Origin of the sequence: uncultured Granulicatella sp., assembly GCF_963516875.1 — a bacterium.
In the GTDB taxonomy this organism is placed as follows: domain Bacteria; phylum Bacillota; class Bacilli; order Lactobacillales; family Aerococcaceae; genus Granulicatella.
Window position 1 is genome coordinate 13,144 of record NZ_CAUQCL010000023.1, and the last position, 15,054, is coordinate 28,197.

10 protein-coding genes are annotated in these 15,054 nt (G+C 33.7%); 9 read left to right on the top strand and 1 reads right to left on the bottom strand.

Going from position 1 to position 15,054, the window contains the following annotated elements; translation table 11 throughout:
- Positions 1 to 100: 100 nt before the first annotated feature.
- The 9 genes from RWM24_RS07730 to RWM24_RS07770 all read left to right on the top strand — a co-directional run bounded on the left by RWM24_RS07730 (position 101) and on the right by RWM24_RS07770 (position 14,846).
- The gene (locus RWM24_RS07730) at positions 101 to 1,894 is read left to right on the top strand and encodes an oligopeptide ABC transporter substrate-binding protein (RefSeq protein WP_314113126.1); all 1,794 of its coding nucleotides are present in this window, start codon (positions 101 to 103) and stop codon (positions 1,892 to 1,894) included.
- Between the two features lie 635 nt (positions 1,895 to 2,529).
- Positions 2,530 to 4,323 carry an oligopeptide ABC transporter substrate-binding protein gene (locus tag RWM24_RS07735; protein WP_314113127.1) on the top strand — a complete coding sequence of 598 codons (1,794 nt, stop codon included), beginning with the start codon at positions 2,530 to 2,532 and terminating at the stop codon, positions 4,321 to 4,323.
- Between the two features lie 231 nt (positions 4,324 to 4,554).
- The gene (locus RWM24_RS07740) at positions 4,555 to 6,339 is read left to right on the top strand and encodes an oligopeptide ABC transporter substrate-binding protein (protein WP_314113128.1); all 1,785 of its coding nucleotides are present in this window, start codon (positions 4,555 to 4,557) and stop codon (positions 6,337 to 6,339) included.
- 192 nt (positions 6,340 to 6,531) lie between these two features.
- Entirely contained in the window at positions 6,532 to 8,319 is a 1,788-nt protein-coding gene (locus tag RWM24_RS07745) for an oligopeptide ABC transporter substrate-binding protein (RefSeq protein ID WP_314113129.1), read from the top strand.
- A gap of 500 nt (positions 8,320 to 8,819) precedes the next feature.
- Complete coding sequence (locus RWM24_RS07750) at positions 8,820 to 10,604, top strand: oligopeptide ABC transporter substrate-binding protein (RefSeq protein WP_314113130.1); 1,785 nt, start codon at positions 8,820 to 8,822, stop codon at positions 10,602 to 10,604.
- Positions 10,605 to 11,005: 401 nt separating this feature from the next.
- The gene (locus RWM24_RS07755; protein ID WP_314113132.1) at positions 11,006 to 12,007 is read left to right on the top strand and encodes an ABC transporter ATP-binding protein; all 1,002 of its coding nucleotides are present in this window, start codon (positions 11,006 to 11,008) and stop codon (positions 12,005 to 12,007) included.
- Positions 12,007 to 12,954 (top strand): ATP-binding cassette domain-containing protein, encoded by a 948-nt coding sequence (locus RWM24_RS07760; RefSeq protein ID WP_314113134.1) that lies wholly within the window; start codon positions 12,007 to 12,009, stop codon positions 12,952 to 12,954. Before RWM24_RS07755 ends, RWM24_RS07760 begins: the two co-directional genes overlap by 1 nt.
- A gap of 3 nt (positions 12,955 to 12,957) precedes the next feature.
- On the top strand, positions 12,958 to 13,920 hold the full coding sequence (gene opp4B, locus RWM24_RS07765) for an oligopeptide ABC transporter permease (RefSeq protein ID WP_314113136.1): 963 nt from the start codon (positions 12,958 to 12,960) through the stop codon (positions 13,918 to 13,920).
- 17 nt (positions 13,921 to 13,937) lie between these two features.
- Positions 13,938 to 14,846, top strand: a complete 909-nt coding sequence (locus tag RWM24_RS07770; RefSeq protein ID WP_314113138.1) for an ABC transporter permease — start codon at positions 13,938 to 13,940, stop codon at positions 14,844 to 14,846.
- Here the strand turns inward: RWM24_RS07770 and RWM24_RS07775 are convergent.
- Positions 14,843 to 15,054 (bottom strand): hypothetical protein (locus tag RWM24_RS07775; RefSeq protein WP_314113140.1); only part of this gene is annotated, 212 nt, incomplete at its 5' end. The genes RWM24_RS07770 and RWM24_RS07775 overlap by 4 nt on opposite strands.

Below are 15,054 nucleotides of genomic sequence, written 5' to 3' on the forward strand. Positions count from 1 at the left end.
AATCAAAATGATTGATTTTTTTACAAGAAACTGTTAAAGTATAGAAAGTTAATTTAATTGTCAGACAATTCTGATATAAGTCTGACAGTCAGGAGGAAATATGAAGAAAAAAGGACTATTATTTTTCTCAACTGCAGCTGTAGCTTTAACATTAGCAGCTTGTGGTGGAAAAGGACAATCAAGTGATTCTACAACAACAGGTGGAACTCCACAACCAAAAACTAAATATGCATCTGAAGTAACTCACGAAGGTACACCAATTAAAGGTGGAACTTTAAAATATGCGATGGTATCTGCAGCTCCATTTAAAGGATTATTCATGGATGAATTAGCATCAGATTCATCAGATTCAACCATTACTTCTCAAATTGATACGACATTATTTGAATATGATGAAAACCGTAAATTAACAAATACAGGTATGGGTTCTATTGAATTTGACGTTGAAGGTAAAACTGCTACAGTTAAATTAAATTCAAAAGACTATAAATGGTCTGATGGACAACCTTTAACAATCGATGACTATATTTTCGCAATTGAAGCTATCGGTCATAAAGACTACACAGGTGTTCGTTATAACGCAAACTACCAAAATATCGAAGGTATAGATAAATTCCATAGTGGCGAAGCTAGCTCAATTTCAGGGGTAGAAAAATTAGATGACTACTCAGTGAAACTTCACTTCAAACAAATGCGTCCTTCAATGCAATTAGCAGGGGGAGCTTTACCTTACTACGTAATGCCTAAACATATCTTCTCAACTATTCCAGTTGCAGAATGGGAAAAGAGTGACTATGTACGTGGAAATAAAGGTGTAGGCCTAGGACCATTTAAGATTGAATCAATCACACCAGGTGAATCTGTAACATTAGTTCCAAACGAACACTACTACAAAGGTCGTGCTAAATTAGATAAAGTTGTAATGGAAGTTGTTTCTCCAGATACAATTGTTTCTCAAATGAAAGCTGGTAACTATGATATTGCTTCAATGCCAAGTGCGCAATATGAAGCATACAAAGATTTAACAAATGTTTCATTCATTAGTTCATTTGCTTCTCAATATGAATATATTGCATTCCATTTAGGTAAATTTGATAAAGAGCAAGGCAAAAACGTAACAGATCCAAATGCTAAAATGAAAGATCCTGTTTTACGTCAAGCACTTGCGTATGCATTAGATATTAATGCAGCTGGTGAAAGTATGTACCATGGTTTACAACGTGGAACAAACTCAATCATCATCCCATTCTTTAAAGATATTTATAATGCAAATCAAGAAGGATTTGATTATAACCCAGAAAAAGCTAAACAAATGTTAGATGAAGCTGGATATAAAGATACTGATGGTGATGGATTACGTGAAAACAAAGATGGTTCTAAATTATCAATTAACTTTGCAGCACGTACTCGTGACGATGCAAACGAATCATTAATCCAACAATATCTATTATGGTGGAAAGAAATTGGTTTAGATGTAAAACTTTACACTGGCCGTACTCTTGAATCAAATGTATTCTATGAAAAAGTTCAAGCGGATGATCCAGAAATCGATATGTTCGCTGGTGGATGGGGAACTGGTTATGATCCAAACCCATCTAACTTATTCGGTGAATCTGCTAAGTTCAACTTTGCTCGTTTCGTAAGCCAAGAGGGTAACGATATCATGGCTAAAATCAGTTCTACAGAAGCGTTTGATGATGCTAAGAATGTGGAATTCTTCAAACAATGGCAAAAATATGTTCACGATCAAGCGTTCATTTTCCCAACTTTAATTGGTGATTCTGTAACTGCCGTGAACAAACGTGTGAAATTCATGAACTCTGAAATTGGTAATAAAGATTCTAAATCTGCTTTATACCAATTAGAATTAGTGTCTGAAACGGCTACTAAATAATTAAAAACATATTATTTTTATATGACTTCCCTTAAGTAGCGGAGGACGCCAGTAGCCCCTATGGGTCTCTTGGCTAAAATTTGAGCCTAAGGTCTCAAATTTTCCTGTACTAGAAGCAAAGGAATGGCTTCTAGTACTTGCGCTACAGCGGGAAGTCTATTTGTTTGGGCATTCATTTATAAGTGTTTGTATAGGAATATGACTTCCCTGTAAGTAGTAAGGGACGTCAGCAGCTTCGCAAAGCGAATCTCATGGCTAATCTACTGCGGTAAGTCTATTTTTTGTTGTCTTTCAGAAAAAAGTTGTTGACATTTGAATTAAATCGGTGCATAATAGGCTTCATCACAAGAAAAGGAGTTAAGAACATGTATAAAGTATTCAATTTACAATTACAATTAAATACTCGTTGGCATAGCCACTAGATACAGGTTGTTCTTAACGTACATTTTGTACATATAGATACAACCTTCATTGACGTGAAATTGTATCTATGTGGCAAACTATAACTATGAATGAACTCGACCACGTAGATTCTAATACAATAGAACTTACGTGGTCTTTTTGTATACAGAGACCACTATGGTCTCTTATTTTTTATCGAGTTCATTCAAATTAGTTTATACTTGGAGGATTTTATGAAGAAAAAAGGTCTATTATTTTTATCAACTGCAGCGGTAGCTGTAACATTAGCAGCTTGTGGTGGGAAAGGGCAATCAAGTGATGCTACTACTACAAGTGCAAAACCACAACCAAAAATGAAATTTGCATCAGAGGTAACTCATGAAGGAACACCTATTAAAGGTGGAACATTAAAATATGCAATTGTTTCACCAGCTCCTTTTAAAGGAGTGTTTATGGATGAATTAGCTTCAGATTCAGTTGATTCGCAAATTACATCTCAAATTGATACAACTTTATTTGAATTTGATGATAATCGTCGATTAACAAATACAGGATTAGCATCTGTAGACTTTGATATTGAAGGGAAAACAGCAACAGTTAAACTAAACTCAAAAGATTATAAATTTTCAGATGGACAACCTTTAACCATTGATGATTATATTTTTGCAATTGAAGCAATTGGAAATAAAGATTACACTGGTGTTCGATACAATGGTAATTATCAGAACATTGAAGGGATGGACAAATTCCACAGTGGTGAAGCAAGTTCAATTTCTGGGGTAGAAAAATTAGATGATTACTCAGTGAAAATTCACTTCAAACAAATGCGTCCATCAATGCAATTAGCAGGTGGTTCGTTACCATCCTATGTATTACCAAAACATATCTTTTCATCAATTCCTATCACTGAATGGGAGAAGAGTGAATATGTACGTGGTACAAAAGGTGTTGGTCTAGGTGCATTTAAAATTGAATCCATTGTTCCAGGTGAATCTGTAACATTAGTACCAAATGAGCACTTCTATAAAGGTCATTCAAAAGTTGATAAAGTAGTGATGGAAGTTATTTCTCCTGATACAGTTGTTTCTCAAGTGAAGTCTGGTAATTACGATATTGCTTCAATGCCAAGTTCGCAATTTGAAGCGTATAAAGATTTAACAAATGTTTCCTTTATTAGTTCATTTGCTTCTCAATATGAATATATAGCATTCCATTTAGGTAAATTCGATAAAGAGCAAGGCAAAAATATTACAGATCCAAAAGCTAAAATGAGTGATCCAGTATTACGCCAAGCTATTGCTTATGCTATTGACAATAATGCTTCTGGTGAAAGTATCTTTAATGGATTACAACGAGGAACAAATTCCATTATTATTCCATCCTTTAAAGATGTGTATAATCCAAATCAAGATGGATTTGATTATAATCCAGAAAAAGCAAAACAATTATTAGATGAAGCTGGTTATAAAGATATAGACGGTGATGGATTACGTGAAAATAAAGATGGTTCTAAATTATCCATCAACTTTGCAGCTCGTACTCGTGATGATGCAAATGAAGCGTTAATCCAACAATATTTACTATGGTTTAAAGAAGTCGGCTTAGATATTAAACTATATACAGGTCGTACATTGGAACCAAGTCTATTCTATGAAAAAATTCAAGCGGATGATCCGGAAATCGATATGTTTGCTGGTGGATGGGGAATTGGTTATGATCCAAATCCAGCCAATTTATTTGGTGAAACAGCTAAATTTAACTTCTCTCGTTTTGTAAGTCCAGAGGGGAATGAGATTATTGGTAAGATTGGTTCGATTGAAGCGCTTGATGAGGCGAAGAATGTGGAGTTCTTCAAACAATGGCAAAAATATGTTCACGATCAAGCGTTCATTTTCCCAACTTTAATTGGTGAATCTGTAACTGCCGTGAACAAACGTGTGAAATTCATGAATTCTGAAATTGGTACGAAAGATGCTAAGTCTGAGTTGTATCAAATTGAGTTGGTTTCGGAAACGTCTGCTAAATAATTTTATATGACTTCCCTGTAAGTAGTAAGGGACGCCAGCAGCTTCGCTAAAGCGAATCTCATGGCTATGCTACTGCGGGAAGTCTTTTTTGTTGTATTCGGTTATTATATTTTTATGAGTGAAAAAAGTGAAAAAGATTAAAAAAATTGCTTTATTTTTAATTTATGGTAAAATGATTGCAGATAATTTGATGTATTATTGATGTGGAAGAGGAAAAATTGGAGGAATGAGATGAAGAAAAAGAATTGGTTATATGTAACAACAGCAGCAACAGTATTGGCTTTAACAGCTTGTAATTCTAATAAGGAAACAGCGACTACTAAAACTCCGTTAGGAACTCAAACAAAGTTTGCGACAGAAGCAGTTAATGAAGGTGAACCAATTAAAGGTGGTACGTTCAAGTATGCTTTAGTAGCATCTTCAGGCTTTAAAGGAGTTTTCATTGACGAATTAGCACAAGACTCACTTGATTCAACGATTAGTGCTCAAATTGATGCAAGTATTTTTGAATATGATGAGAATAGACAGTTAACAAATACAGGTTTAGCAAGTATTGATTATGATGTTGAAGGTAAAACAGTAACCGTTACTTTAAATTCTAAAGATTATAAATGGTCAGATGGTCAACCTGTAACGATTGATGACTATATCTTCACGTATCAATCAATTGGACATAAAGATTACACAGGCTCTCGTTATAATAGTAAATATGAAAATGTAGTGGGAATGAAAGAATTCCATGAAGGAAAAGCTGATTCAGTATCAGGATTAGAAAAGATTGATGATTATTCTGTAAAAATTCACTTCAAGGAAATGCGTCCTTCTATGAAATTGGCAGGTGGAGCATTAAATGCTTATATTATGCCAAAACATATTTTCTCTGGCATTCCAGTTGCAGAATGGGATAAGAGTGAATATGTTCGAGGAACGAAGTTTGTTGGTTTAGGCCCATTTAAGTTAGAATCCATTATTCCAGGTGAATCTGTAACATTAGTTCCTAATGAACATTACTACAAAGGTCGTGCAAAATTAGATAAAGTCGTAATGGAAATTGTATCTCCAGATAATATCGTTTCAGAAATGAAAGCTGGAAAATATGATATTGCTGAGATGCCAAATGCTCAATATGAATCGTATAAAGATTTAACAAATGTAAACTTAGTAAGTACGTTTAAATCTTCATTTGAATATGTAGCTTTCCATTTAGGAAAATTTGATAAAGCAAGTGGTAAAAATATTACAGATCCAAATGCAAAAATGAAAGATCCTGTATTACGTCAAGCCATCGCCTATGCATTAGATATGGATGCAGTTGGTGAAAGTCTATATCATGGCTTACTACGAGGAACAAACTCTATTATTATTCCGTTCTTTAAAGATGTTTACAATGCAGAACAAGAAGGATTTAAATATAATCCAGAAAAAGCAAAACAAATGTTAGAAGAAGCAGGTTATAAAGACGTAGATGGAGATGGAATCCGTGAAAATAAAGACGGTTCTCCATTAAGTATTACTTTTGCAGCTCGTACACGTGATGATGCAAATGAATCACTTATTCAACAATACTTATTATGGTGGAAAGAAATTGGACTAGATGTTCAATTATATACAGGTCGAACTATTGAATCGAATAATTTCTATGAAAAAGTTCAAACAGATGATCCTGAAATTGATATGTTTGCTGCTGGTTGGGGAACAGGTTTTGATCCAAACCCTTCAAACTTATTCGGTGAAACTGCTAAATTTAACTTTGCACGTTTTGTCAGTGATAAAGGAAATCAAATTATCGACAAAATTAGTTCTACAGAAGCATTTGATGATGCGAAAAATGTTGAATTCTATAAAGAATGGCAACAATATGTACATGATGAGGCATTTATCTTCCCAACATTAGTAGGGGACTTAGTAACTGCAGTTAATAAACGTGTGAAATATTATGATACAAAAATTGGTACAAGTAATTCTAAATCAGCATTGTATCAATTAGAATTAGTATCAGACACACAAGTTAAATAAAAATATTTAGAAGACTTTTCTCATGAATATATGCTCGTGAGGAAAGTCTTTTTAAAGTGAAAATGAGATAAGATAAGAAAAATTAAAATTAAATTAAAAAAACACTTGCTAACAGTTAAAATCCGTGTTAATATATTTCCATATTAAAAAGAGATGAATTTTTTGAGAAAAATTTATTAAGGAGAGATGAAAATGATGAAAAGAAAATGGCTTTGGTTACCAACAGCTGCAGTAGCACTGACAATGGCAGCATGTGGTTCAAAAACAACAACAACAACTAAAACAACAACAGAGGGAGCAGACAAAACTAAATTTGTTTCTGAAGTAACTCATGATGGAGAACCAATTAAAGGTGGAACATTAAAATATGCTATTGTTTCAGCATCACCAATTAATGGATTATTCATTGACGAATTAGCTTCTGATACAACAGATTCATCTGTAGCAGGAATGATTGATGAATCAATGTTCGAATATGATGATAATCGTAAATTAGTAAATACTGGATTAGCCTCTATTTCATTTGATGTAGAAGGTAAAACTGCTACTGTTAAATTAAATTCTCAAGATTACAAATGGTCAGATGGAGAAAAATTCACAATTGATGACTATATTTTTACTTATGAAGGAATTGGTCATAAAGACTACACTGGTGTACGTTATGATGGAGACTTCAAAAATATTGAAGGGATGGAAGAGTACCACAAAGGTTCTGCTTCAACAATTTCTGGTTTAGAAAAATTAGATGACTACACTGTGAAAATTCACTATAAAGAAATGACACCTTCAATGCAATTAGCAGGTGGTGCAGTAAGTAGCTATGTAATGCCAAAACATGTATTCTCTAAAATCCCAGTAGCTGAATGGGAACAAAGTGATGCCGTTCGTGGTAAATCAAACGTTGGTCTAGGGGCGTATACAATTGAATCAATGGTTCCAGGTGAATCAGTAACATTTGTACCAAACACTAATTATTATAAAGGTCGTTCAAATGTTGATAAAGTCGTAATGGAAGTTGTTTCTCCAGATAGTATCGTTTCAGAAATGAAAGCTGGTAAATACGATATTGCAAGTATGCCATCAGCTCAATACGATTCATTTAAAAATTTAACAAATGTGACATTTGTAAGTTCATTACAATCACAATATGAATATATTGGATTTAAACTTGGTAAATGGGATAAAGAACAAGGTAAAAATGTTGTAAATCCAAATGCTAAAATGTCTGATGTAGCATTACGTCAAGCGATTGCTTATGCGATTGACCCAGATACAGCAGGTAAAAACTTGTATAATGGATTACAACATGGAACAAACTCAATTATTATTCCATTCTTTAAAGATATTTATAATAAAGATCAAGAAGGATTCGATTATAATCCAGAAAAAGCTAAGAAATTATTAGATGATGCTGGTTATAAAGATGTTGATGGCGATGGTTTACGTGAAAATAAAGATGGTTCTAAACTAAAAATCAACTTTGCTGCTCGTACTCGTGATGATGCGAATGAATCATTAATTCAACAATATCTATTATGGTGGAAAGAAGTTGGATTGGATGTTCAATTATATACTGGACGTACAATTGAGATGAATAACTTCTATGATAAAGTTGAAGCGGATGATCCTGAAATCGATATGTTCGCTGCTGGTTGGGCAACTGGTTATGATCCAAATCCAGAAGGATTATTTGGTGAAGCAGCGAAATTCAATATGCAACGTTATTCTAGTCCTGAAGGAAATGCGTTAATTGAGAAAATTTCTTCAAATGAAGCATTTGATGATGCTAAAAATATTCAATTCTATAAAGAATGGCAAAAATATGTACACGATCAAGCGTTCATCTTCCCAACACTTACTGGTGAAAGTGTAACTGCTGTTAATAAACGTGTGAAATACTACGATAAAAAAATTGGTTCAAATCACGATGAATCTTCTATGATTAAATTGCAATTGACTGCAAATGAACCTGTAAAATAAGTCCACGCTTTTTCTCGACCCAATGAAAGATTTTGGGTCGAGTTTTTGTTTAGGGGTGAGCCATGATAGTATCTGTTGTAGCTAACGACGCTAGCAGCCTCGCTTGTGCGAGTCTCATAGTTAAAATTCAAGCCTAAGGTCTCGAATTTTCGTGCAACTAAAGCCAATGCTTGGCTTTGGTTGCTTGAGCTACAACGGAAACTATCATGGCTCTTTTGTGTTGTGGAGATGGATATGAATATGCGTAAGATAGTATCTGTTGTAGTTGACGACGCTAGCAGCTTTGCTTGTGCGAGTCTCATATTTTAGCTACAACGGAAACTTTCATAGCTCTTTTGTGTTATTTTTTTACTATCTTAATGAGATTTTTTGTAATATTTTTATCGGATTTTATAAAGGTTGCATTAGAATTTAGGAAGAAATTTTGAAAGCGGTTGAATTGGCGTGGTAGTGTGCTAAAATAGAATCGGTATTAAATAAACCAAAAAGGGTGGAAAATCATGAAAAAACAAAGTATAGCAATCTTATCCTCACTTGCAGTTGCTATTGTTTTAGGAGCTTGTTCTCCCAAACATTCTACAAATGAGGCAGAAGACTCAAACGCACAGGATATTACATTTGCAACAGAAGTTACTCATGAAGGAACACCAATAAAAGGTGGCATTTTGAAGTATGCTCTTGTAACAGCATCTCCATTTAATGGTCTTTTTATTGATGAACTTGCATCTGATTCATCAGATAGTACATTGGCAGGATATGTCGATACTACAATTTTTGAATATGATGAAAATCGAAAATTGGTTAATTCGGGTTTAGCTTCTTTAGAATTCGATGTTCCTGGAAAGACAGTTACAATAACGCTAAATTCAAAAGACTATAAATGGTCAGATGGACATCCTGTTACAATTGATGATTATATTTTTACCTATGAAGGAATCGGTCATAAAGACTATACGGGAATTCGATATGATTCGAATTATAAAAATATTGAAGGAATGGAAGACTATCATCATGGAAAAAGTTCAAAAATTTCTGGTTTAGAAAAATTAGATGATTATTCTGTAAAAATTCATTATAAAGAAATGTACCCTTCAATGCTTTTATCTGGAGGTCCCATTAGCCCATATATAATGCCAAAACATATTTTTTCAGCAATTCCAGTTGCGGATTGGGAACAAAGTGATTATGCACGAACTGAAAAAGTAGTTGGACTTGGAGCGTTTACGATTGAATCGATAGTTCCAGGAGAATCCGTTACTTATAAAGCGAATGAATACTATTATAAAGGTCGACCTAAAATTGATCAATTAGTAGTAGAAGCTGTTTCTCCTGATAGTATTGTCTCTGAAATGAAAGCTGGAAAGTACGATATTGCTTCAATGCCAAGAGCTCAATATACAACTTATAAAGATTTGAAGAATATTACATTATTAGGAAAATTTGAATCAGCATATGAATATATTGCTTTTAATTTAGGAAAATGGGATGATACTTTAGGGAAAAATGTCATGAATCCAACTGCAAAAATGTCGGATCCAGTATTACGTCAGGCGATTGCTTATGCACTAGATATCGACCAAGCAGGTAAGAGCTTATATAATGGCTTGCAAAGAGGAACAAATTCACTGATTATACCATTTTTCAAAGATGTCTATAATAAGGAACAAGACGGATTTACTTATAATCCAGATAAAGCAAGAAAAATGTTAGAGGATGCAGGCTATAAAGATGTAGATGGAGATGGATTAAGAGAAAATAAGGACGGTACCAAATTAACGATTAGTATTTTAGCTCGAACAAGAGATGAAGCGAATGAAGCTTTAATTCAACAATATTTATTATGGTGGAAAGACATCGGTCTTGATGTTCATTTGTTATCAGGAAGAACGATGGAAGTAAATAGTTTCTACGATAAAATTGAAACGAATGACTCAGATATTGATATGTTTACTGCTGGATGGGGAACTGGGTTTGATCCAGATCCAACAGGTTTATATGGAGAAGATGCGAAATTTAATTTCACACGTTTTGTCAGCAAAGAACAAACAGACATTTTGAACAAAATTTCTTCTGAAGAAGCTTTTGATGCTACAAAGAATCGTGAATTTTATAAAGAATGGCAAAAATATGCTCATGATCAAGCTTTTGCATTTCCAACTTTAGTAGGGGATGATATTACAGCTGTTAATAAGAGAGTGAAATATTATAGCACAGATATCGGGTCAAATAATCGTAAAAATGCTATTAGTGCATTAGAATTAGTTTCAGAAAATCCAATAAAATAGTGTTTAGAAATAGACTTTTAACAGTAGTGAAGGACAATAACTACTGTTAAAAGTTTTTTCTTTTTATTAAACGCAATAACTATAAGTAGAAATAAGAAAAAATTAATTTTTCAATGATGAGAGAAAAAGTAAATAAAACATTTAATTTTAAAACTATTTTTTGGAAAAATGAGGAAATTATTAAAAAATTCTGTAGAAAATTATAGGAATTTTCAAAGAATCGTGGTATTATAATCATATGTTATTTTAAAAATGGAATTGTCATACAATTTGCATTTTTGTTTTAAAATACGTATAATATCAATAATGTTCAAGTGACATTATTGATTTTTAGAAATCATAGATGATAAAACACGAAGGTTGGAATGAACCTTTCGATTCAGACAAAGGAGGAATAGAATTTGGCTATCGATAAACCATTATTAGAAATCAACGATTTACATGTTGGATTTCGTATTAAAGATGATTTTTATGATGCGGTTGATGGTGTTTCATTAACATTAGAAAAGAATGAAATTTTAGCAATTGTAGGGGAATCTGGTTGTGGGAAATCTACATTAGCAACTACAATTATGGGCTTGCATAACAAATTAAACACAAAAATCACAGGGGACATTATTTATAATGATGTTAACTTAGTAAATTTAAATGAAACTTTATATAATAAAATTCGTGGAAATGATATTGGAATGATTTTCCAAGATCCATTGGCTTCATTAAACCCATTAATGACAATTGGTGCTCAAATTGACGAAGCATTATTATATCATACAGATTTAGATGAAAAACAACGTACAGAACGTGTGTTAGAATTATTGGCACAAGTAGGGATTCCAAATCCACAACGTACATTTAAACAATACCCACATGAATTATCAGGTGGGATGCGTCAACGTGTTGTTATTGCGATTGCATTATCATGTAAACCACCAATCATTATCGCTGACGAACCAACAACTGCGCTTGACGTAACAATTCAAGCACAAATCTTAGATTTATTAAATGAAATTCAAGCGGAAACACAATCAGGAATTATTTTAATTACGCACGACCTTGGGGTAGTTGCGGAAACTGCTGACCGTGTAGCTGTGATGTATGCTGGACAATTTGTTGAGATTGCTCCTGTTGAGGAATTATTTACAAATCCAAAACATCCATATACTCGTTCATTATTACAATCAATTCCTCAAGCTGGTTCTGAAGGACAAGAGTTACACGTAATTGAAGGTACAGTTCCTCCATTACCAAGTTTACCACGTACAGGATGCCGTTTTGCTCCTCGTATTCCTTGGATTTCTGCAGAAGAACATGAAGAAAATCCAACATTACACGAAGTTGGCAAAGGTCATTTTGTTCGTTGTACATGTTATAAAAATTTCCATTTTGAAGGGGAGGAAGCATAATGGGTTTTGTAAGAATTGAAGATTTAAAAGTTCACTATCCAATTAGAAGTGGCTTCTTTAACCGAGTAACGGATCACGTTTATGCTGTTGATGGCGTTACATTGGAAATTGAAGAAGGAAAAACATATGGACTTGTAGGAGAATCTGGTTCAGGTAAATCAACAATCGGTAAATCAATTATTGGTTTAGAGCCAGTTACAAGTGGTAAAGTATTGTATGAAGGGAAAGATGTGACAAATAAAGCTCGTCGCCGTACTTCTGATTATAATCGTAATGTACAAATGATTTTCCAAGATTCATTATCAAGTTTTAATCCTAAAAAACGTATTTTAGATATCGTGGCTGAGCCATTACGTAACTTCGACCGTTTATCTCCAGAAGAAGAACGTCGTAAAGTTATTGAATTAATGGAAATTATTGGTTTATCTGAAGAAGCATTATTAAAATACCCTCACCAGTTCTCTGGTGGACAACGTCAACGTATTGGGGTAGCTCGTGCATTAGCAAGTAATCCACGTTTAATTATTGCCGATGAACCAGTATCTGCCTTAGACTTATCTGTACAAGCGCAAGTATTAAACTACATGAAACGTATCCAAGATGAGTTTAACTTAAGTTATTTATTCATCTCTCATGACCTTGGGGTTGTAAAACACATGTGTGATGAATTATTCATTATGTATCGTGGACGTTTTGTTGAAACAGGAAAAGCAAATGATATTTATGCAAATCCACAACATATTTATACAAAACGTTTATTATCAGCTATTCCAGTTATTGACCCAGTAAACCGTGAAGCGAACAAACAACGTCGTATTGAAGCAGAGAAATTCTATCAAGAAAATCAAACAATGTACTATGACGAAAAAGGTCGTGTATTCGATTTACAACAATTGTCTGATACGCATTATGTTGCGTTAAATCCATCAGCAAAGGGAGGTAACTAGACTATGTGGAAAACTATATTACGTCGTGTGCTTTTAATGTTGCCACAAATCTTAATTTTAAGTTTACTAGCATTCTTGATTGCTAAAATGATGCCAGGGGATCCATTTACAGGTTTAATTACTCCTGAAACAGATCCAAACACTATTGAAGCTTTACGTGTGAAAGCTGGTTTCTATGATCCATGGTATATCCAATATGTTCGTTGGATGGGTAAAGCTTTCCAAGGAGACTTTGGACAAAGTTATACTTATAAATATGCCGTTACTAAATTAATTGGTGAACGTATTGGCAATACAGTTTGGTTATCATTATTAACATTAATTTTAACGTATTTAATTGCACTTCCTCTAGGGATGGTTGCAGGACGTTATCAAAACTCTTGGGCTGATAAGTTAATCGTTGTTTATAACTTCATTACTTATTCAATTCCAACATTCGTATTTGCCTTAATTCTATTATGGTTATTTGGTTATACATTAGGTTGGTTCCCAACTCGTGGTTCTGTTGATTCAGGTGTTTCACCAGGATCTGTTGGTTATTTAATTAATCGATTCCACCACTTATTATTACCAGCATTAACAATGGCGATTTTATCAACAACTGGTACAGTTCAATATTTAAGAACTGGGGTAATTGATGCGAAGAGTCAAGACTATGTTCGTACTGCTCGTGCAAAAGGGGTTCCTGAAAAAGTCGTATTTAACCGTCACATTTTCCGTAACTCAATTTTACCAATTGCTGCATTCTTAGGATATGAATTCACAGGTTTAATTGGTGGTTCAGTGTTTATTGAAAACATCTTCTCATATCCAGGAATGGGGAACTTATTCGTAAGTTCAATTTCATCTCGTGACTATTCTGTTATTTTAGCGTTGTTATTACTATTTGGTACAGCAACACTATTAGGAACATTATTATCTGATATTATTATGAGTATCGTTGACCCTAGGGTTCGCGTACAATAGAAAAGGAGGAGTAGCAAATGGCGCAAGATAAAAAAGATGTAACAAAAGAAAGCACCGTATCTACCCCACCTACTGGGTTCCAGGTTATTGTGCGAGAATTTTTAAAAGATAAAATTGCTCTTGCAGCATTAATTATCTTAACTTTAATTTTCTTATTTATTTACATTGGTCCGTTTTTCATTAATGAAGCAACTGCCTTGAAAGTAAATATTTTACAACGTTATAAAGCACCAGGAGTTAATGGATTTTTATTAGGATCTGATGAAGGTGGTCGTGATGTATTTGCGATGTTAGTCATCGGAGCTCGTAACTCTGTAACAATTGGTTTCACGATTACAATTTTAACGTGTATTATCGGGATTATCGTTGGTTTGATTTCTGGGTATTATGGTAAATGGGTTGATACTACATTAATGCGTATTGTTGATTTCATCATGATTTTACCAACATTAATGATTATCATCGTATTTGTAACAGTAATTCCTAACTATACATTATTCCACTTTATTATCATTATGACATTGTTCTTCTGGGTAGGTTCAGCTCGTTTATTCAGAACTCGTACGTTGCAAGAAGCTAGTTTAGATTATGTAAATGCTTCTAAGACTTTAGGTTCAAGCGACTTACAAATTATGTTCCGCGAGATTTTACCTAACATTAGTTCGTTAATTATTGTTAACTTAATTTTACGTTTAGCAGGGAATATTGGTATTGAAACTGGTTTAACATATTTAGGTTTCGGGTTACCATACACAACTCCTTCTTTAGGAACGTTGATTTCTGCAGCTAAAACGCAAGATATTATTGAAAATAAAATGTGGGTATGGTTACCTGCGACAATTTTAATCTTAGTAATGATGTTATGTATCAACTACATTGGACAAGCGTTCCAACGTGCAGCGGATGCTCGTCAACGTCTAGGTTAAGGAATATAAATAGACTTCTCTGTATAGTAGTAAAGGACGGCAGCAGCCCTTGCGGTCTCATGCCTAAACTTTGAGCCTAAGGTCTCAAAGTTTCCTAGTACAAGTAGCCAAAAGAGGCTACTTGTACGCTTACTACTATGAGAAGTCTTTTCTTTTTTAGGCTCTTTGTCAAATAGGGTTGATGAAACAATTTTAGTGAAGGAATTAA

What these genes read in the sequence shown, in the direction of transcription:
- RWM24_RS07730 (WP_314113126.1), top strand. Translation starts at nt 101, where the DNA reads ATGAAGAAAAAAGGACTATTATTTTTCTCAACTGCAGCTGTAGCTTTA.
- RWM24_RS07735 (WP_314113127.1), top strand. Translation starts at nt 2,530, where the DNA reads ATGAAGAAAAAAGGTCTATTATTTTTATCAACTGCAGCGGTAGCTGTA.
- RWM24_RS07740 (WP_314113128.1), top strand. Translation starts at nt 4,555, where the DNA reads ATGAAGAAAAAGAATTGGTTATATGTAACAACAGCAGCAACAGTATTG.
- RWM24_RS07745 (WP_314113129.1), top strand. Translation starts at nt 6,532, where the DNA reads ATGATGAAAAGAAAATGGCTTTGGTTACCAACAGCTGCAGTAGCACTG.
- RWM24_RS07750 (WP_314113130.1), top strand. Translation starts at nt 8,820, where the DNA reads ATGAAAAAACAAAGTATAGCAATCTTATCCTCACTTGCAGTTGCTATT.
- RWM24_RS07760 (WP_314113134.1), top strand. Translation starts at nt 12,007, where the DNA reads ATGGGTTTTGTAAGAATTGAAGATTTAAAAGTTCACTATCCAATTAGA.
- opp4B (WP_314113136.1), top strand. Translation starts at nt 12,958, where the DNA reads ATGTGGAAAACTATATTACGTCGTGTGCTTTTAATGTTGCCACAAATC.
- RWM24_RS07770 (WP_314113138.1), top strand. Translation starts at nt 13,938, where the DNA reads ATGGCGCAAGATAAAAAAGATGTAACAAAAGAAAGCACCGTATCTACC.